Here is a 19,606-nt window from a genome sequence, read left to right as displayed (position 1 = left end):
TGTGTGGAAGGGGGCGGAATATTCCATTCCTCGGGCGCGAGACCGCGTCGCGAGATCGCGAACGCGTGCAATGCAGCACAACCACTCCGAGACGAAATAACGCAGCGTATTGCATGACGGCTGCAACCGCCTTTGAATGATGCGCCGGCGCGTCGCCGCGCCCAGTTGCCGATCCGACTCCGGAGCTCCCCCATGTCCATGCAAAGTGTGGCCACGCCCTCGTTCCGCCTGACATCGCCGCGGCGAAACTCGCTGACGCATATTCCCGGCGACGAAGGCTGGCCGATCATCGGCAAGACCTTCGAGGTGCTCGCCGACCCCAAGGGCCACGTCGAGCGCAATGCCAGGAAGTATGGTCCGGTCTATCGCAGCCACATGTTCGGCGAGGTCAATGTCGTGCTGCTCGGGCCGGAAGCCAACGAACTGGTGCTGTTCGACCAGACCAAGCTGTTCTCGTCGGCCCATGGCTGGGGCCACATCCTCAATCTGCTGTTTCCGCGCGGCCTGATGCTGCTCGATTTCGATGAGCACCGCATGCACCGCAAGGCGCTGTCGGTCGCCTTCAAGGCGGGACCGATGAAGTCCTATCTCGCAGGCCTCGACCGCGGCATCGCCGCGCGCATCGCGCAGTGGCGCGAGAGGCCGGGCGAGATGCTGTTCTATCCGGCGATCAAGCAGCTCACGCTCGATCTTGCCGCGACGTCCTTCCTCGGCACCGCAATCGGCCCGGAGGTCGACGCCATCAACCGCGCCTTCGTCGACATGGTCGCCGCCGCGGTCGCGCCGATCCGCAGGCCGCTGCCGGGCACGCAGATGGCGCGCGGCGTCAAGGGCCGGCAACGCATCGTCGCCTATTTCTCCGAGCAGATCCCGCTGCGCCGCGCCAAGGGCGACGGCGACGATCTGTTCTCGCATCTGTGTCGCGCCACCGACGACGAAGGCGCGCTGCTGTCGACGCAGGACATCGTCGACCATATGAGCTTCCTGATGATGGCGGCGCACGACACGCTGACCTCGTCGCTGACATCCTTCGTCGCCCAGCTCGCAGCGCATCCGGAATGGCAGCAGAGGCTGCGCGCGGAGGTCGACAGCCTCGGCCTCGCCAACGACGAGCCGATGAGCTCGGAGCATCTGGAGAAAATGAAGCTCACGGAGATGGCGTTCCAGGAGACCTTGCGGCTGATGCCGCCGGTGCCATCGCTGCCGCGCCGTCCGGTGCGCGACTTCACCTTCAAGGGATTTGCGATCCCGGCGGGCACCGGCGTCGGCGTCAATCCGATGTACACCCACCACATGCCGGAGATCTGGCCCGAGCCGGAGCGCTTCGATCCGATGCGCTTCACCGACGAGGCGCAGCGCGGCCGCCACCGCTTCGCCTGGGTGCCGTTCGGCGGCGGCGCCCACATGTGCCTCGGCCTGCACTTCGCCTACATGCAGGCGAAGTGCTTTGCGCGGCACTTCCTGTCCAACATCGAGGTCTCGTTCACGCCGGGCTACCAGCCGGCATGGCAGGTCTGGCCGATCCCGAAGCCGCGCGACGGACTGAAGGTGCAGCTGAAGGCGGTGTGATTGGCGGGCTTGAGACAGCAAGGGCTCGAGGATCTGAGTTTGTCGCGGGCCCCTCCTCCTCGTCTTGGCCGGGCTTGACCCGGCCATCCATCAGGCCGCACTCCCCGGAAGGAGAGAGGTGGATGGCCGGGTCAAGCCCGGGCATGACGAACTACATATTTCCCTGGCCCCTACTCCACCGCATCCCCGAGCAGCTTGCGCATGGCGGCGTAGCCCTGCTGCTGCTGGCTCCAGTTGCGGCCGCCGGTGATGGCGCCGTCGATGACCAGGTCATGGCCGTTGATGAAGCTCGACTCGTCGCTGGCGAGAAACACCGCCGCATGCGCGATGTCGTCGGGCAGGCCGGCGCGCGGGATCGGCTGCGCGGTGGCATAGGCATTGCGGATCGTCTCCGGCGTCTTCTCCGCCGCCTCGGTCGACAGCCCCAGCGCCTTGCCGAAGATACCGGTCGCAATCAGCCCGGGCGAGATCGAGTTGACGCGCACGCCGGACTCGCCGAGCTCCATCGCCACGCATTTGGTCAAATGGATCACGGCGGCCTTCGCCGTGCTGTACACCACCGAGGTCGAGTAGCCGGCGAGCCGTCCCGCGATCGAGCCGTTGTTGATGATGCTGCCCGCGCCCTGCTTCTTCATGTGAGGCGCGGCGTACTTCATGCCCAGCATCACGCTGCGCACCAGCACCGCCATCGCCTGGTCGAAACGATCGGCATCGAGGCCTTCGATGCCGCCGGTCTGCGCCGGACCGCCGGCATTGTTGAACAGACAATCGATGCGGCCGAAGTGCTCGAGGGCGAGGTCGATCAGCGCGCGCATCTGCGCGTCGACGGTGACATCCGTCTGACGGAAGACGCAGCTCGCACCGAGACGCCCGGCCAGAGCCTCGCCCTCGGCGCATCGCCGGCCGGCTGCAATCACTGTCGCTCCCTCGGCGACAAATATCTCCGCCGTGCGCAAGCCGATGCCGCTGGTGGCGCCCGTGATCACCGCCACCTTGCCGTCCAATCGTCCCATTGCTCGATCCTCCCCTCTGCATGTCCTGTTTGTTGGTTCGCCAGGCGCGGGCAGAGTTCCGCCGCGGAACCATCATCGAGTGCACCGAATTGCAACACAAGCACGGCAACTTCCATCAACCGGACAAATTACCGCCACCCCGGCCTTAATTTGGTTGCGCACCTGAGGCTCTTGGATGTCCATGACGCGACTCATCGAGGACATCAAGCAGGTCTGGCGCGGCGAGCAGCAGCCGTCTCTGGTGTGGAGCTGCTTGTTTGCAGCCGGCTGCCTGCTCATCGCCACCGCAATTCGCTACGGCATGGCCCACCTGCGGCCGGACGTGTTCTTCACGCCCTACATGCCCGCGGTGTTCTTCGCCACCGCGATGGGCGGCTCCGGCGTCGGTTTGGCCACCGCCATTCTTGGTGCGGCGCTGGGGCTGGCGCTCGACTTCGGCAACGGCCCGGTCGATGGCGCGCGGCTCGCGCTGATGACGATGTATCTCGTCGTGGCGGCCCTGGTGATCTGGGGCGTCAATCACTATCGCGGCCTTGCCGCCAAGCAGCGCGAGATCGCGCGGCGGCTCACCGAGGAGGAGCAGTACCGCAAGCTCCTGGTCGACGAGTTGCATCACCGGCTCAAGAACAAGACCTCCACCATTCACGCCGTCCTGCATCAGGTGCTGTACGATCAGCCGCAGGTCTGGACCCGCATCGACCAGCGCATCCGTGCGCTGGCCGCCGCCGACGACCTGATCGCGCGCGCCGACGGTCAGGGCTGCGACCTGAAGGACCTGCTGATGTCGGAGCTCGGGCCGTACGGCCATGTGCGCTTCGAGCTCAACGGCGCGCCGCTGTTCCTGCCCGCCAAGCTCGCGGTCAGCCTGGCGCTGATCTTTCACGAGTTGGCCACCAATGCGGGCAAATACGGCGCCTTCGCCTCGCCGCGCGGCTTTCTGCAGGTGTCCTGGACCACCGAGGGCGACAGGCTCACGCTGACCTGGGACGAGGCCGAGGGGCCGCCGGTCGGCCAGGTCGGCAAGCCCGGTTTCGGCACCAAGCTGCTGAAGGCCGCCCTGTCGTCGTTCGACGGCAGGACCGAGACCACATTTCTCCCGTCCGGAATTCACTGCACGATGCAATGCCGCGTGCCGCCGAGCTAAGGCGGGGAAAGGCGGCAAATCTTGCCTACGACTTTCGCAGAATGCGCGCGGCCGGGTCCTCGGCCAAATTGAGGATCCGTTAATGACGCTGCGGCACAAAGCTCCGCATCTTCCGCGACTTGGCTTTCGCGCTCCGTGTTTCTACGTAGCGCTTAACTAAAATGAAGCTGGAACTTTGCACAATCGGCGCATGTACAGCAGCGACCGATTCAACTTTTCACCCGACACGAATGACGGGCTGGACGCGACAGAGGCCGAGCTGCGCTTCCTGCGCAGCATCCTCAGCCAGCTGCCGTCCGGCGTCACGGTGCAGGACGAGAACGGCCGCTTTCTCCTCGTTAACGATACTGCCGCCGTCCAGCTCGGCGCCGCCGCCAACAGCGCCGACGGCCTCTCGTCACCGCATCTCGATGGCCGGCGGAGCGCATGCCGCGAGATCATCGGCCGGGGGCGCACCGTGATCGGCGAGGAGAAGATCGCCGGTGAGCGTGGCGCGCAGACGCTGCTGACCGCCCACCGCCCGGTCCGCATCGCCGATAAGAACGTCCTGATCTCGAGCTCCGCCGACATCACCGAGCAGAAGGAGTTCGAGGACCAGCTGTTCCGCGCCGCCTATTATGACGAGCTGACCGGCCTGCCGATGCGCCGCGTCGTCGAGCACCGCGCCGACAATCTGGTCCGCCGCGGCCGGATCGACGGCCGTTTCGCGCTCGCCTTCCTCGATCTCGACAACTTCAAATACATCAACGACTATTACGGTCACGCCACCGGCGACGCCCTGCTGGTCGAGCTCGCCAGGCGCATCAGCCGCGACCTGCGCGAGTCCGATCTGCTGTCGCGCATCAGCGGCGACGAGTTCCTGCTGCTGCTGCACCCGATCGAGCGCGCCGAGGAGGTCGCCGAGTTCCTGCAGGCCCTGCTCGACCGTTTGAACGCGCCGTTCTTCATCGACGGCGCCGAGGTGTTCGCCTCCGCCTCCGTGGGCGTCAGCCTGTTTCCCGAGCATGGCGCGAGCTACGACGTGCTGCGGCAGAACGCCGATCTCGCGATGTACCGCGTCAAGAACAGCGGCAAGGGCACGCTGGCGTTCTTCTCGAGCGCGATGGAGCACGAGGCGCTGGCGCGCATGAAGGTCGAGCAGTCGCTGCGGCTCGCCATTCTCGAGAAGCGCTTCTGCTGCGCGTTCCAGGCCAAGGTCGACATCCGCACCGAGGAGATCAAGGGCATCGAGGCGCTGGTGCGGCTGCGCGACAATGAGGGCGTGATCCAGGCGCCGGGCGCCTTCATCAATCTCGCGGTCGAGCTTGGCCTGATCGACGAGCTCGCGCATCTCGTGCTCGACGAAATCGTCAGATCGATCGACCTGATCAACGAGACGTTCGGCCACGAGGCGACGATCAGCATCAACGTCGCCGCCAAGCAGGCGTCGAACCCGGAGTTCATGCAGCCGTTCGCCCGGGCGCTCGAGGCGACGGGCTTCCCGAAGCGCTTCATGGTCGAAGTCACCGAGGACGCCTTCGTGACCCGCAGTCATTTCCAGGACGAGATCGTGCCGCTGTTGCGCGGCATCGGCGTCGGCATCTCGATCGACGATTTCGGCATCGGCTACTCGTCGCTGTCGGCGCTCGCCGACATCACCGCCGACGAGATCAAGATCGACCGCTCCTTCATCACGGACATCCACAAGCGGCCGCGCAGCCAGGGCATCCTGCGCGCGATCGAATCGCTCAGCGAGGCGCTCGGCATGACCGTGATCGCCGAAGGCATCGAGTCGTTCGAGGAGCTCGCCTACCTGCAGGCGGCAACCAAGATCCGTTACGCCCAGGGCTACTACTTCTCGCGGCCGATCTTCCTGGAGGAGCTGAAACCGGCGACCCCGATTGCAAGCGAAGCGCGCATGAGTCTCGCCAGTCGCGCTGTGCAGGAAAACCGCCAGTCCTACGCGCGCAGCAGCCGCTATCGACGCTGAGATCCCGCAAATCCCACCCGAGCAACGAGGCGCATCGTCAGCACAAAGTATGAGGCCTTCCCGACTGCCTTCGAAAGCGCCTTGACCCGGCCCGAGCCTGCACACTATCAGTTGCAGACAACAGCCGCCGGTAGCTGGGAGGAAGGCTCGTGAGAACGTCACAAATACTCAAAAGCTCTGTTTTAAAAGGTCTCGTTTCAACACTGACCGTCGCCCTGCTGGCCACCGCCGCCCAAGCCGACGATCTGAAAATCGCTCTCATCTACGGCAAGACCGGTCCGCTGGAGGCCTATGCCAAGCAGACCGAAGCGGGCCTTCGCCTCGGCTTCGAATACGCCACCAAGGGCACCAACATGATCGACGGTCGCAAGATCGTCATCATCACCAAGGACGACCAGGGCAAGCCCGATCTGTCCAAAGCCGCGCTTTCGGAAGCCTATCAGGATGACGGCGCCGACATCGCGATCGGCACGACCTCGTCGGCCGCGGCGCTCGCCGACCTGCCGGTGGCCGAGGAGAACAAGAAGATCCTGATCGTCGAGCCGGCGGTCGCCGACCAGATCACCGGCGAGAAGTGGAACCGCTACATCTTCCGCACCGGCCGCAACTCCTCACAGGATGCGATCTCCAATGCGGTCGCGATCGGCAAGCCGGGCGTGACCGTCGCCACGCTGGCCCAGGACTACGCCTTCGGCCGCGACGGCGTCGCCGCCTTCAAGGAGGCCCTGGCCAAGACCGGCGCGACGCTCGGCGCCGAGGAATATGTGCCGACCAACACCACCGACTTCACCGCCGTCGGCCAGCGCCTGTTCGATGCGCTGAAGGACAAGCCGGGCAAGAAGATCATCTGGGTGATCTGGGCCGGCGCGGGCGATCCGCTCACCAAGCTGCAGGACATGGATCCGAAGCGCTATGGCATCGAGCTCTCGACCGGCGGCAACATCCTGCCGGCGCTCGCCGCCTACAAGCGGCTGCCGGGCATGGAGGGCGCCACCTACTATTACTATGACATTCCCAAGAACCCGGTGAACGACTGGCTGGTCGCCGAGCACCAGAAGCGGTTCAACGCGCCGCCGGACTTCTTCACCGCAGGCGGCTTCTCCGCGGCGATGGCTGTCGTCACGGCCGTGACCAAGGCGAAGTCGACAGATACTGAGAAGCTGATCGCGGCGATGGAGGGAATGGAGTTCGACACGCCCAAGGGCAAGATGATCTTCCGGAAAGAGGATCACCAGGCGCTGCAAAGCATGTATCACTTCCGCGTCAAGGTCGATCCGAACCTCGCCTGGGCCGTCAACGAGCCGGTCCGCGAGATCAAGATCGACGAGATGACGGTCCCGATCCGCAACAAGCGCTGACAATGAAATCCGTGCCCGGCCCTCGCGCCGGGCACGTGCACTTTGGAAGCAATACTTAGAAGTCACACAGCTGACGACATGTCCCTCACCCTCGAAACCCGTGACCTGACGATCCGCTTCGGCGGCCATGTCGCGGTCGACAGCGTCAGTTGCAGCTTCCGGCCGGGCGAGCTGACCGCGATCGTCGGCCCCAACGGCGCCGGCAAGACGACCTACTTCAACCTGATCTCCGGGCAACTGTCCGCCTCCTCGGGCACGATCCTGTTCGATGGTCGCGACATCACCAGCCTGTCGGCGCCGCTGCGTACCCGTGCGGGGCTTGGCCGCGCATTCCAGCTCACCAATCTGTTTCCCAATCTCAGCGTCGAGGAGAATGTCCGCCTCGCAGTCCAGGCGCAGAGCGGCACGCATTACGATCTTCTTCGTCCGTGGATGGCGCGGCGCGACCTGATCGCCCGCGCGGATGCGATCCTCGACCAGGTCGCGCTCGGCAGCCGCCGCAGCGTCACTGCGACCACCTTGTCCCATGGCGACCAGCGCAAGCTCGAGGTCGCGCTGATGATGGCGCTGGAGCCGAAGGTCTTCATGTTCGACGAGCCGACTGCCGGCATGAGCATCGACGAGGTGCCGGTCGTGCTCGATTTGATCGCCCGGCTCAAGCAGGACAAGAGCAAGATCATCCTGCTGGTCGAGCACAAGATGGACGTGGTGCGCTCGCTCGCCGACCGCATCATCGTGCTGCATAATGGCCAGTTGGTCGCCGACGGCAAGCCCGCCGAGGTGATCGCCTCGCCGATCGTCCAGGAAGCCTATCTCGGCGTGACCCCGCGGAGCGCGGCATGAGCGCGCTGCTGAAGCTGTCGGGTGTCGAGACCTATATCGGCCGCTATCACATCCTGCAGGGCGTCGACTTCGAGGTGCCCGAAGGCCAGACCACGATGCTGCTCGGCCGCAACGGCGCTGGCAAGACCACGACGCTGCGCACGATCATGGGGCTGTGGCAGGCGAAGACCGGCAGCATCACGCTTTCCGGTGAGCCGATCGAAAAGCTCGCGACGCCGGACATTGCCCAGCGCGGCGTCGGCTACGTGCCCGAGAGCATGGCGGTGTTCTCCGACCTCACCGTCAAGGAGAACCTCGTGCTGGCGGCGCGTAACGGCCCGCTCGACGACGCCCAGCTCGCCTGGATCTTCGGCTTCTTCCCGGCTCTGAAGAAGTTCTGGCTGTCGCGCGCCGGCAGCCTGTCCGGTGGCCAGAAGCAGATGCTGTCGATCGCGCGCGCGATCGTCGAGCCGCGCAAGCTGCTCCTGATCGACGAGCCGACCAAGGGGTTGGCGCCGGCAATCGTGATGTCGCTGATCGAATGCCTGAAGGAGATCAAGCGCCGTGGCGCCACCATCCTGCTGGTCGAGCAGAATTTTCATGCCGCGCGCGAGCTCGGCGATCAGGTGCTGGTCATGGACAACGGCACCATTGTCCATCGCGGCGACATGGCCGCTCTCGCCGCCGACGTGCCGCTGCAGGAGCGCCTGCTCGGCCTCAGCCTGGAGGCGCATCAATGAGCGAGATCGCAGCCACCGATACGTTGCCCAAGCCGAGGCGTGATATCGCGCCCCTGCTGTTGCCGGTGGTGCTGGCACTGCTGATGATCCCGCTCGTCGGATCCGCGAGCTCCTGGGTGACGCTGACCGTCGCCAGCCTGGCAATGGGCATGATGATCTTCATCATGGCCTCCGGCCTGACGCTGGTGTTTGGGCTGATGGACGTGCTCAATTTCGGCCACGGCGCCTTCATCGCCATCGGCGCCTATGTCGCGACGCTGGTGCTGCTGCCGCTCGCGAGCTGGGCGCAGGCCGATTCGCTGCTGACCAACCTCGCCGTGCTCGTTCCGGCCGCGCTGCTGTCGATGGGCGTCACCGGTGCGCTCGGCCTGGTGGTCGAGCGCGTGCTGGTGCTGCCGGTCTATGGCCAGCACCTCAAGCAGATCCTGATGACCACCGGCGGCCTCATCGTCGCGGAGCAGACGATGTATGCGCTGTTCGGTCCGCAGATCATCCCGATGCCGCTGCCGGCAGCTTTGCGCGGCTCGTTCATCCTCGGCGACGTCGCGATCTCCAAATATCGGCTGCTGGCATTGCTCATCGGCCTCGTGATCTTCGTCGCGATCGAGCTGGTGCTGAACCGGACCAAGATCGGCCTCCTGATCCGCGCCGGCGTCGAGAACCGCGAGATGGTCGAGGCGCTCGGCTACCGGATCCGCCGGCTGTTCCTCGGCGTGTTCATGACCGGCTCGGCGCTCGCCGGCCTCGGCGGCGTGATGTGGGGCCTGTATCGCGAGCAGGTCCATGCCTCGATCGGCGACGAGCTCACCGTGCTGGTGTTCATCGTCGTGATCATCGGCGGGCTCGGCTCGATCACCGGCTGCTTCATCGGCGCGATCCTGGTCGCGATGGTCGCCAATTACGGCGGCTTCCTGGTGCCCAAGCTCGCCCTCGTCTCCAACATCCTGCTGATGGTCGCCGTGCTGATGTGGCGGCCGCGCGGCCTCTATGCGGTGACCAGCCGATGATGATTCTCTCCGGCGATCCCCCGCGCAGCCGCACGCTGTCCATCCTGCTCGTCGTCATCGTGCTGGCGCTGCTGGCGACGCCGTTCATCTTCCCGGGCGCCAAGGCGCTCAACGTCGCCGCCAAGATCTGCATCTTCGCCGCGCTGGTCGCGTCCTACGATCTGCTGCTCGGCTACACCGGCTCGGTGTCGTTTGCCCACACGATGTTCTACGGCATCGGCTCCTATGCGATCGCGATCTCGCTCTACGGGCTCGGCCCCAACTGGGCCTCGGTGGCAGTGGCCGTCGCGGCCGGTCTGCCGCTCGCCCTGCTGCTGGCGCTCGCGATCGGCCTGTTCTCGCTGCGCGTCGAGGCGATCTTCTTCGCGATGATCACGCTCGCCGTCGCCTCCGCCTTCCTCGTGCTGGCGTCGCAACTGTCATGGTTGACCGGCGGCGAGGACGGCCGCAGCTTCCAGCTGCCGGAGCTGCTGCGCCCCGGCACCGTATTCATCGGCAAGGAGTGGTTCGGCTTCCCGATCAACGGCCGGATCCTGACCTACTACCTGGTGCTGTCGGCCTGCGCGCTGATGATCCTGGCGCTGCTGCGCGTCGTGAACTCGCCGTTCGGCCGCGTGCTGCAGGCGATCCGCGAGAACCGCTTCCGCGCCGAGGCGCTCGGCTATCGCACGGTATTCCATCTGACCTACGCCAACTGCATCGCCGCCGTGATCGCCGCTTGCGCCGGCATGCTGAACGCGCTGTGGCTGCGCTATGCCGGGCCCGACACCTCGCTGGCGTTCTCGATCATGCTGGACATCCTGCTGATGGTCGTGATCGGCGGCATGGGCACGATCTATGGCGCGATCATCGGGGCTGCGATCTTCATCCTGGCGCAGAACTATCTGCAGGCCCTGATGAGCATCGCGTCGACCGCCGCGTCGGAGGCCGGCTTGCCGCTGCTGCCCGGCCTGCTGCACCCCGACCGCTGGCTGCTGTGGCTCGGCCTGTTGTTCATCGCCAGCGTGTATTTCTTCCCGACCGGCGTCGTCGGCCGTCTCCGCGGCAAGCCGGCGGCCAAACACTGAGATTGCAATACAATTAAAGATTTGCACAGCGCTGCCGCCTCGAGCGTGGCGGCGCGGTACTCCGATGGAGAAATTCGCGTTTTCGGCGATGTTGCACGACGCGCTTAAGCGACGGCTAACCGCGTTTCCTAACCGCTCCGGTACCAGTGCCTTGCTATCAAATCTGCTTGGAAAAGGTCATTTCGCAGGTCGATCAGGGCATGCAACGCACAGCAGACACGTCAGTGACCGGCGGCGCCGAGCGGGAACGGATCGGCACGTCTGTCTGGCGCGGTCCGGTACCGTGGCTGATCGCCTGTGGTGCGCTGCTGATCGCGGCGATCGTCCTTGGCACCATCGTCATGGCCAGCGGATTCCGGGCGCGGACGATCGGCAACAATGAGCGCGAGCTCGAAAACACGGTCCTGCTGATGACGCGGCATTTCGCGCAGCAGTTCGCGGATGCCGAGACCGCCGTTTCGCATGCCATCCGCCGCATGCAGCTCGGAGCGATCTCGTCGCCCGAGTCGTTCCAGACGCGGATGGCGCAGGCCGATATCCGCGAAATGCTGCAGTCACAGGTCAATGGCCTGTCCTACATGGGCGACCTCACCGTCATCGACGCCGAGGGCAACTTCGTCAACTGGTCGTCCAACGATCCCCTGCCGGCCATCAACGTGAGCGACCGGTCCTACTTCAACGATCTCAAGACGGCGGCGCAGCCGGATGCCTTCGTCATCACGCCGGTCGTGAGCCGGGTCACCAGCGGCTGGGCCACGATCGTCGCTCATCGCCTCAGTGGCGCGAATGGCGAGTTCCTGGGCCTGCTGACCCGTCGCGTCGACCCCCGCGCGTACGAGACATTCATGCAATCGATCGCGCTGGGCAACAACGCCGCGATCACCCTGTTCCACGCCGACGGCACCGTGCTGGCGCGCTATCCGCGCGTCGAATCGGTGATGGGGCGCAGGATCATCAGGAGCGATTTGTTCGACACGATCGCCGACGGCAGCGTTCGGAGCGACGTGATGAAGAGCCCGGTCGACGACATCGATAAGATCGTCGCGGCCGCCAGGGTCGGCCGCTTCCCGCTCACGATGACCGCGACCAAGACGGTCGACGATGCGCTGGCCGATTGGCGATCGCAGATGGTGCTGCTGGTCGGGGCGGCGATGCTCGCCGTGTTCGTGATCGCCGTGATGTTCAGCCTGCTGATCCGCCAGATCGTACGGCAGAACCAGATCGCGAGAGGCCGGCTGGAGAACGAAAAGCAGCGGGTCGAGACGGCGCTCGACAACATGACGCAGGGCCTGATCTCGTTCGATGCCCACGCCTGCGTCGTGATGTTCAATCAGCGCTTCATCGACCTGCTCGGGCTCTCGCCCGAGGTGATCAGGCCTGGCCTGCATCTGAGCGAGGTCGTCGCGCACTGCAAGGAGCGCGGAGCCTTCAACGGGGACGCGGCCGGCCTGTGCGCCGACATCGTCGACAGAGCCAGGGCCGGCGGCACCTCGCAGATGATCGCGGAGGGAAGCTCCGGCCGGTTCTTCAACGTGATCGACAAGCCGCTCGCGTCCGGCGGCTGGGTGACGACCATCGAGGACATCAGCGAGCAGCGCAGGCTAGAGCAGGAGCGCGACCGCAACCATGCCTTCCTGAGCGAGATCATCGATCACATCCCCTCGCACATCATCGTCAAGGATGTGCGTGATCGCCGCTATGTGCTGGTCAACCGCTCCACCGAGCAAGGTTTCGGACTGCCGCGCCAGGACATCGTCGGCAGGACAGTGTTCGACCTGATGGCCAGATCGTCCGCGGAGAAGGTCACGGCTGACGACGACCGCGCGCTCGAACAGCCGGACGGGCTGGTGCTCGGCGAGCATCCCTGGCAGACGCCGGGTCTCGGACTGCGCTACATTACCTCGCGACGCATCACCATCGAGGACGAGGCGCAGCAACCGCGCTACCTGATCAACGTGATCGAGGACACCACAGAGCGGCGGCTGGCCGACGAGAAGATCGCCCACCTCGCTCATTTCGACGCGCTGACGGAGCTGCCGAACCGCGTGCTGTTCCGCGAGCGCATCGACGAGGAGATCGAGCGCGCGCGCCACGGCACCTTCTTCGCCCTGCTCTACATCGACGTGGACGAATTCAAGGGCATCAATGATTCGCTCGGACACCATGTCGGCGACGAACTGCTGAAGACGATCGCGCGGCGGATCGAGAGCTGCGTCGGCCCCGAGGACATGGTGGCGCGGCTTGGCGGCGACGAGTTCGCCGTGGTGCTGACCACCGCCGCGGACCAGGACGAGGTCGTCGTGGTGGTCACGGAAATCCTCGACACGATCCGCAAGCCTTATCGCTGCCTCGGTCACCAGCTGTCGACGGATGCGAGCATCGGCATCGCGCTGGCGCCGCGCGACGGCGTCGAGTGCGACCAGCTCACCAAGAATGCGGATCTCGCGATGTACGCCGCCAAGGCCGGCGGGCGCCGCACCTTCCGCTTCTTCGAGCCGTCGATGGACGAGAACGCGCGCGCCAGGCTGCAGCTGCAGCAGGATCTGCGCCGCGCGATCGCGGAAGACCAGTTCGAGCTGCACTATCAGCCGCTGCTCGGCTTCAGCCGGAACGTCATGACCGGCTGCGAGGCGCTGCTGCGCTGGCGGCATCCGGAGCGCGGCATGGTGCCGCCGCTCGATTTCATTCCGCTCGCGGAGGACACCGGGCTCATCAACGAGATCGGCGACTGGGTGATGCGCACGGCCTGCGCCGAGGCCGCAAGCTGGCCTGCCGACATCCGCATCGCCGTGAACGTCTCGCCGGTGCAGCTGAAATCACCGACTTTGGCGCTGCGGATTGCAGCCGCGCTGTCGGCCGCCGGTCTCGCGCCGGAGCGGCTCGAGATCGAGATCACCGAGGCCGTGCTGATCAGCGACGACGACGTCGCGCTCAGCGTGCTGCATCAATTGCACGACATGGGCGTGCGCATCGCGCTCGATGATTTCGGCACCGGCTATTCCTCGCTGAGCTATCTGAAGCGGTTCCCGTTCGACAAGATCAAGATCGACCGCTGCTTCGTCAGCGATATCAACATCGGCAGCTCGTCGGCGATCGTCCAGGCCGTCGTCAGCATTGCCGCCGCGAGCAACATGACCACCACCGCCGAGGGCGTTGAGACGGGCGCGCAGCAGTCGGCGCTGCGCCAGCTCGGCTGCACCGAGATGCAGGGTTATCTGTTCAGCGCGCCGAAGCCCGCCTCCGAGTTACGCAAGCTGTTCGCGCCGGAGGCGGTCGACGCCGAGGATCTTCAGGCCGCCGGCTGACAAAGCGCCGCCGGCGATCGGAATGCGCGCACGGGCCGCTCGATCCGAAAGCCACATCGTTCCGCTCCGTTCGGATCGCCCCACCGCGCGGCCGGTGCGAAACACATCCGATGCAATGCGCCGATCGTGATGAACGTCACAGCAGGCGGGTATGCGCCAAAATGCCCTCCGTCAACGCGGTACGCCGCCCGCCGGTGCCTTGGGCTTGAGCGAAGGCAACCTATATAGGCGTGGTCGGAACCCGCTCAGGTGGCCCATGCAACCCGTCTCCTTGCTCCTCAACGTCCTCTGGATCGTGCTCGGCGGCGCCTATATGGCGTTCGGCTGGCTGGTGGCGGCGGTCGTCATGGCGATCACCATCGTCGGCCTGCCCTGGGCGCGCGCCGCGTTCAACATCGCCGCCTATACGCTGCTGCCGTTCGGCTCCCGCGCCGTCCGCCGCGACGAGGTCACCGGCATGGAGGATGTCGGCACCGGGCCGCTCGGCCTGCTCGGCAACATCATCTGGTTCGTGCTGGCCGGCTGGTGGCTGGCGCTCGGCCACCTCGTCACCGCGGTGGTTCTGGCCATATCCCTCATCGGCCTGCCGTTCGCCTGGGTCCATTTGAAGCTCGCCGGACTGGCGGCGTGGCCGATCGGCAAGACCATCGTGCCGGCCTGAGCCAGGCTGGCGCGCTGGATTGGGCCAAGCATCCCACTGCCCTCCAGAACGACGCTCGCCGGCAACCGGTCAAGGCCGTTGCCGACCACGAGCCAATCGGCTAAACGAGGTCCACACGCACCCGTAGCTCAGCTGGATAGAGCGTTGCCCTCCGAAGGCAAAGGTCACACGTTCGAATCGTGTCGGGTGCGCCAATAAATCAATGGCTTAGCTTTCTTTGTTGCGCAGGACCGCCACCGCAGTTCGGCGTAGGCATCCAGATATAGTCACGGATTAATTTCAAAGTCGGGGCGCGAGAGACGATCGATGATTCGACGCGGGACCGCTATCGGCTTCTCTCGTCAGGCCGCCCCCGGTCGTACCGAGCCTCTCCGCGTGACAGTACTGACGGACGACGGCGCCGAGTACGAGGCGGTTATGAAAATCTCAACAGGGATGGAGTTGGGAAGCGAAGCTCTAATGAACGAGATGCTCGGGTCTCTGCTTGCGGCCGACCTTGGACTGCCAGTGCAAGAGCCTTTCTTCGTTGAGCTGTCGGCAGAATTTTGCGCATCAATCCCCATTCCGGCAATTCGAGCCCGGCTGGCGACCTCGTGCTCCTTGGCTTTTGCCTGCCTTGATGCCGGCAAGCAGTGGAGAGGCTGGAACGCAACCGACCGGATATCGTCAGCGCAAGAGGCTTTGGCCGTTTCCATAATGGCTTTTGACGGCTTCACGGGAAACAGCGATCGAAGGCCTGGCAATCCAAATCTCCTGGTTCGAGATCAGGAGTGGCGCCTAATAGACCACGAGAATAGCTTCTCCTACCGGCTGCGGTTGTTTCCTCGATGTCAGCCCTGGATCGTAGGAAATCTGGCTGGAATGATCACATCGGGAGCGCCTAGCGAGCACATATTTGCGAGCCAGTTGATCGGCAGGGAAACATTAAGCCTCGCTCCGATCAAAGATAGCTGGCTCGCGCTCTCCGACGCCCGCTTGGCGCAATACGACGCTATATTGCCGGCCGAATGGGACGATACTCGACCGTACCTTCTAGAAGCGCTAGAGCACATCAGAAGAGTACGCGACACAATCGATCCGTGCTTAACCGAACTCGAGCGGATACTGTCATGAAGCGACACCGATATACGTACAGCATCCTCCGATATCGTCACGATCCTATCGCGGGCGAGCAATTAAACGTTGGCGTTATTCTCTATTCGCCCGACAGTACCTTTCTTGGCGCACGCTTCCGCAAGAACTACGGCCGTCTATCGAAGGTTTTTCCAGATGTAGACGGATCAACTCTGCGACAGGACCTGACTCGCATCGAAAAGGCATTTGAACGGCTGGCAAAAACGGAAAGCCGCAACCTGTTTTCTTTAGAAAGCGATGCAGCTTCGTTCGCGTCCAAAATCGTCGGACCAGACGATGGCTCTTTGATTTGGAGCGACTTGGGGTCTGGGATCACAGAAAGCCCCGAAACAACGTTGGAGAAATTGTTCATTCGCCTAGTCACTCAGTACGAGGACCTGACCGCTCCTCGTAGAACTGATGCGGATATCTGGCGTCCCGTGCGGGATCGACTAATGGAACTAAAGGTCGCTTCCGTTCTAGAGAAGAAGACCATCGTCTCGTCGAAAGATGAGGTCGAGTTTGAACACGCTTGGAAGAATGGCCAATGGCATTGCTATCAACCTTTATCGTTTGACCTCGCAACCGTAGATAGCATTCAGGAGAAGGCCGCTCGCTGGGTAGGCCACATGGTTGGTCTCTCGTCGGCGTTCGAAAAGTTCCATCCCTATTTCATCGTTGGAAGCCCCTCTGAGCCGACTCTTCGATCTGCTTATCGGCGCGCTCTCGACTTTATTGCTGATGCGCCTCTTCATCCAACCATCGTGCCGGAGGAAGAAGTTGAAGCATTTGCCAAAGATCTGGCTGACCGCGTGCATTCGCACGAGCAAAAATAGAGCGCCTGCGCCACTTTGCTCCCGATCAATTCGAAAGAGGACAAGCTACTCAGCACTCGGCTCCTAAAATGCATTCTGCGGTGATCACCCGCGCACCACGCCCGCGCGCGCCTTCAGAAACTCCCGCGCGACGATCAGCTTCTGCACCTCCGTCGCGCCTTCGTAGATGCGGAGCGCGCGGATCTCGCGGTAGAGGCTTTCGACGATCTCGCCCCTGCGCACGCCGCGGCCGCCGAACATCTGCAGCGCGCGGTCGATGACGCGTTGCGCCGTCTCGGTGGCGGCGAGCTTGGCCATGGCGGCCTCGCGGGTGGTCGGCAGCTTCTGGACGTCGCGGCGCCAGGCGGCGCGGTAGGTCAGGAGCGCGGCGGCGTCGGTCTCGGTCGCCATCTCGCCGAGGGCGGCCTGCGTCATCTGCAGATCGGCCAACGTGGCGCCGAACATCTGCCGGCTCTGCGCATGTGCCTGCGCCTCGTCGAGCGCGCGGCGGCCGAAGCCGAGTGCGGCGGCAGCCACCGAAGCGCGGAAGATGTCGAGCGTCTGCATGGCCAGCTTGAAGCCGCCGCCGGGCGCGCCGAGCCGCCGGCTCGCCGGGATGCGGCAGTTCGCGAGGCGCAGGGTCGCCAACGGATGCGGCGCGATCACCTCGATGCGCTCGGCCACCGAGAAGCCGGGATCATCGGGATACACGACGAAGGCGGAGATGCCGCGCGCGCCCGGCGCCTCGCCGGTGCGCGCGAACAGCGTGTAGACGTCGGCGATGCCGCCATTGGAGATCCAGGTCTTTTCGCCGTCGAGCACGTAGGTGTCACCGTCCAGCCGCGCCGCGCAGGCCATGGCGGCGACGTCGGAGCCCGCCTCCTTCTCGGACAGCGCGAAAGCGGCGAGCCATTCGCCGGCGCGTACCTTGGGCAGCACGCTGGCGCGCAGCTCCGGCGAGCCGCCGAGCGCGATGGCGCCGGAGCCCAGGCCCTGCATGGCGAAGGCGAAGTCGGCAAGGCCGTCGGCATAGCCAAGCGTTTCGCGCGACAGGCAGATCGCGCGCGAATCGATCGCGGCGGCATCGGCGTCGGGCGCCACGACGGCGCTGTCCAAGAGCCCGGCGGCACCGAGCGCGCGCACGACCTTGCGGCAGGCGTTGTCGACATCGGCATGGTCGACATCATCGAGCACGCCGGAGGCGACGAAGCGGTCGAGCTTTTCGCACAGCGCGCGATGCTTCGGCTCGAAGAACGGCCAGTCGAGCCAGTCGCGGGGGATCACCTTCGCCGATGCACTCATGATGGACCTGCTCGCCAATTATTTTAAATATAAAATAATTGGCCGGCGATCGCCCTGTCAAGCCGAAGGTCCTCCGACGCAGCCGACGTCATCGCGTCGGGCGCCGCAGCAGGCATCGTGCCCTCCACCGTCCTTCGAGACGCCCGCCTTCGGCGGGCTCCTCAGGACGAGGGCTGCATTGGCGGCGAGACCCCGGTGCTGTGCACGAATGCGCTGTCTGTGCTCGAAGGCGAGCTCATGTCCGCGGGTAGGGTGATCCTTCGCGTCGGCCCCTCTCATGAACGCCGGTTGGCGTGTTCATGGTCCCGTGTGCAGCGCCGTCATGGGCGCTTGATCCTTATGGCGAGGGGCGCCGCCTTCGGCGCGTCTCGCCATGAGGCCCCGCGCGGAGCAAAGCTCTATGAGATCGCCGTGCCGCCCCTTACTCCGCCGCCTTGGCAATCTTCCCGAACACGCGCGTCGGCGTCGGGAAGCCGCAGGAGGTGCCGTCGGTGATCTTGACCTGGTCTTCCCAGGGCAGCCGGTAGGTGCCGGCGACCATGTCGTGCATGAAGGTGTAGGGACAGTCCATCGCGCCGCCCTTCACCGCGACATAGCCGCGATGCCACAGCTGATAGATGTTGTTCTCGACGCCCCAGCCGGTGCGCGCCTCGCGCACGAGATCCGGACGCACCTCCGCCGTGATGATCTCGTCGGGCCGGCCGGTGGTGCCGTGGGCGAGGATGCTGCCGTCGAAATTGACGATCATGCCCTCGCCCATCGAATCGAACGAGCCGTCGGAGCCGCACATGCAGACATTGGCGGTGACCATCAGATTCTGGAACGCGTTGGCCTGGTTGGTGAAGCGCCAGCTGTCGCGGATCGGCGCGGTGTAGCCGGCCGTTCGGATCATGATCTCTGCGCCCTTGTAGGCGCACTCCCGCGCCATCTCCGGGAACATGCCGTCATGGCAGATGATCAGCGCGATCTTGGCGCCGCGCGGCCCCTCGATGACGGGAATGCCGAGATCGCCGGGCTCCCACGGCTCGACCGGAATCCACGGATGAAGCTTGCGGTAGTAGAGCTTGATGTCACCGTGGTCGTCGATGATCAGGCCGGAATTGTAGGGATTGCCGTCGGGATTGTACTCCATGATCGAGAAGCAGCCCCAGATCTTGTTGTCGATGCAGGCCTGCTTGAAGGCTGCGACCTCCGGCCCGTCGAGCCGGCACATGATCTCGGGATTGGTGTCCATCGACAGCCCGTGCAGCGAGTATTCCGGGAAGACCACGAGATCCATGGTGCCGAGATTGCGGCGGGCCTTGCCGACCATCCAGACGATCTTTTCGGTCTGCCTGGCGAGATCGTCCTTGGTCACGACCACCGGCAGCTGCAGCTGCACCAGGCCGATGACCACGCCCTGGTCGGATTTGTTGAGACCGCCTAACCCGTTCATGCCGGACCTCCCTGATGATCGCTGCCGAAATTTTGTGCCAGACAACCACGATTTCAGGCCCGCCGCGCGCCGATATTTCAGCCCGCGCGCTGCCGCTTGCGCAGGCAGAAGCGAGGTCCGGTTCCGTCAGCTCACAGGCGGCTGCCGCAGACGCTGCTCGAACCGCGCCAGCGCGCGGCCGAACACCGCGGCGTCATGGGTCGCGCGCGCGAGCACCAGTGCCCCCTGAATGCCGAGCACCACCTCCTCGGCGGCGTCGGCCGCCTGAGCCGCCGTCCAGCCGCCG

Annotated in this window: 15 protein-coding genes, 1 tRNA gene and 1 pseudogene; 13 read left to right on the top strand and 4 right to left on the bottom strand. The window is 64.8% G+C overall.

The window, feature by feature from the left end; translation table 11 throughout:
* Positions 1-192: 192 nt before the first annotated feature.
* Positions 193-1,569: a cytochrome P450 gene (locus tag BRAO375_RS13695; protein ID WP_035640236.1), complete on the top strand. Its 1,377-nt coding sequence runs from the start codon at positions 193-195 to the stop codon at positions 1,567-1,569.
* A gap of 170 nt (positions 1,570-1,739) precedes the next feature.
* On the opposite strand, the gene BRAO375_RS13690 is transcribed toward BRAO375_RS13695, so the two are convergent.
* Complete coding sequence (locus BRAO375_RS13690; RefSeq protein WP_009028068.1) at positions 1,740-2,582, bottom strand: SDR family NAD(P)-dependent oxidoreductase; 843 nt, start codon at positions 2,580-2,582, stop codon at positions 1,740-1,742.
* A 175-nt stretch (positions 2,583-2,757) separates the two neighbouring features.
* Here BRAO375_RS13690 and BRAO375_RS13685 point away from each other — a divergent pair, with 175 nt between their 5' ends.
* From BRAO375_RS13685 to BRAO375_RS13630, 12 genes are all read left to right on the top strand, one after another.
* Positions 2,758-3,726: a sensor histidine kinase gene (locus BRAO375_RS13685; protein ID WP_009028067.1), complete on the top strand. Its 969-nt coding sequence runs from the start codon at positions 2,758-2,760 to the stop codon at positions 3,724-3,726.
* Between the two features lie 190 nt (positions 3,727-3,916).
* On the top strand, positions 3,917-5,695 hold the full coding sequence (locus BRAO375_RS13680) for a putative bifunctional diguanylate cyclase/phosphodiesterase (RefSeq protein ID WP_009028066.1): 1,779 nt from the start codon (positions 3,917-3,919) through the stop codon (positions 5,693-5,695).
* Between the two features lie 149 nt (positions 5,696-5,844).
* The gene (locus BRAO375_RS13675; RefSeq protein ID WP_009028065.1) at positions 5,845-7,053 is read left to right on the top strand and encodes a substrate-binding domain-containing protein; all 1,209 of its coding nucleotides are present in this window, start codon (positions 5,845-5,847) and stop codon (positions 7,051-7,053) included.
* A gap of 78 nt (positions 7,054-7,131) precedes the next feature.
* The gene (locus BRAO375_RS13670) at positions 7,132-7,896 is read left to right on the top strand and encodes an ABC transporter ATP-binding protein (RefSeq protein ID WP_009028064.1); all 765 of its coding nucleotides are present in this window, start codon (positions 7,132-7,134) and stop codon (positions 7,894-7,896) included.
* The gene (locus BRAO375_RS13665) at positions 7,893-8,615 is read left to right on the top strand and encodes an ABC transporter ATP-binding protein (RefSeq protein ID WP_009028063.1); all 723 of its coding nucleotides are present in this window, start codon (positions 7,893-7,895) and stop codon (positions 8,613-8,615) included. Before BRAO375_RS13670 ends, BRAO375_RS13665 begins: the two co-directional genes overlap by 4 nt.
* Positions 8,612-9,622, top strand: coding sequence for a branched-chain amino acid ABC transporter permease (locus BRAO375_RS13660; RefSeq protein WP_035640234.1), 1,011 nt, complete (start codon positions 8,612-8,614; stop codon positions 9,620-9,622). Before BRAO375_RS13665 ends, BRAO375_RS13660 begins: the two co-directional genes overlap by 4 nt.
* Positions 9,619-10,689, top strand: coding sequence for a branched-chain amino acid ABC transporter permease (locus BRAO375_RS13655; RefSeq protein WP_009028061.1), 1,071 nt, complete (start codon positions 9,619-9,621; stop codon positions 10,687-10,689). Before BRAO375_RS13660 ends, BRAO375_RS13655 begins: the two co-directional genes overlap by 4 nt.
* Positions 10,690-10,889: 200 nt before the next feature.
* Positions 10,890-13,994, top strand: a complete 3,105-nt coding sequence (locus BRAO375_RS13650) for a bifunctional diguanylate cyclase/phosphodiesterase (RefSeq protein WP_052536086.1) — start codon at positions 10,890-10,892, stop codon at positions 13,992-13,994.
* Between the two features lie 256 nt (positions 13,995-14,250).
* Positions 14,251-14,655, top strand: coding sequence for a YccF domain-containing protein (locus tag BRAO375_RS13645; protein ID WP_035640232.1), 405 nt, complete (start codon positions 14,251-14,253; stop codon positions 14,653-14,655).
* 117 nt (positions 14,656-14,772) lie between these two features.
* Positions 14,773-14,849: transfer RNA gene (locus BRAO375_RS13640), tRNA-Arg, on the top strand.
* A gap of 181 nt (positions 14,850-15,030) precedes the next feature.
* Complete coding sequence (locus tag BRAO375_RS38000; protein ID WP_175345322.1) at positions 15,031-15,768, top strand: HipA family kinase; 738 nt, start codon at positions 15,031-15,033, stop codon at positions 15,766-15,768.
* Positions 15,765-16,604 carry a DUF3037 domain-containing protein gene (locus tag BRAO375_RS13630; protein WP_035640230.1) on the top strand — a complete coding sequence of 280 codons (840 nt, stop codon included), beginning with the start codon at positions 15,765-15,767 and terminating at the stop codon, positions 16,602-16,604. The genes BRAO375_RS38000 and BRAO375_RS13630 overlap by 4 nt, the downstream gene beginning before the upstream one ends.
* 84 nt (positions 16,605-16,688) lie before the next feature.
* Here the strand turns inward: BRAO375_RS13630 and BRAO375_RS13625 are convergent, their stop codons facing one another.
* From BRAO375_RS13625 to BRAO375_RS38570, 3 genes and pseudogenes are all read right to left on the bottom strand, one after another.
* On the bottom strand, positions 16,689-17,885 hold the full coding sequence (locus BRAO375_RS13625; protein WP_009028056.1) for an acyl-CoA dehydrogenase family protein: 1,197 nt from the start codon (positions 17,883-17,885) through the stop codon (positions 16,689-16,691).
* Positions 17,886-18,306: 421 nt separating this feature from the next.
* A complete protein-coding gene (locus BRAO375_RS13620) occupies positions 18,307-19,320 on the bottom strand; it encodes a formamidase (protein ID WP_009028055.1) in 1,014 nt (337 codons plus the stop codon).
* A 126-nt stretch (positions 19,321-19,446) separates the two neighbouring features.
* Positions 19,447-19,606: pseudogene (locus BRAO375_RS38570) on the bottom strand (TetR/AcrR family transcriptional regulator); the annotation flags it as partial.

This window comes from Bradyrhizobium sp. ORS 375 (assembly GCF_000239775.1).
Taxonomy (GTDB): domain Bacteria; phylum Pseudomonadota; class Alphaproteobacteria; order Rhizobiales; family Xanthobacteraceae; genus Bradyrhizobium.
This window is presented reverse-complemented; position numbering and strand designations above follow the sequence as displayed.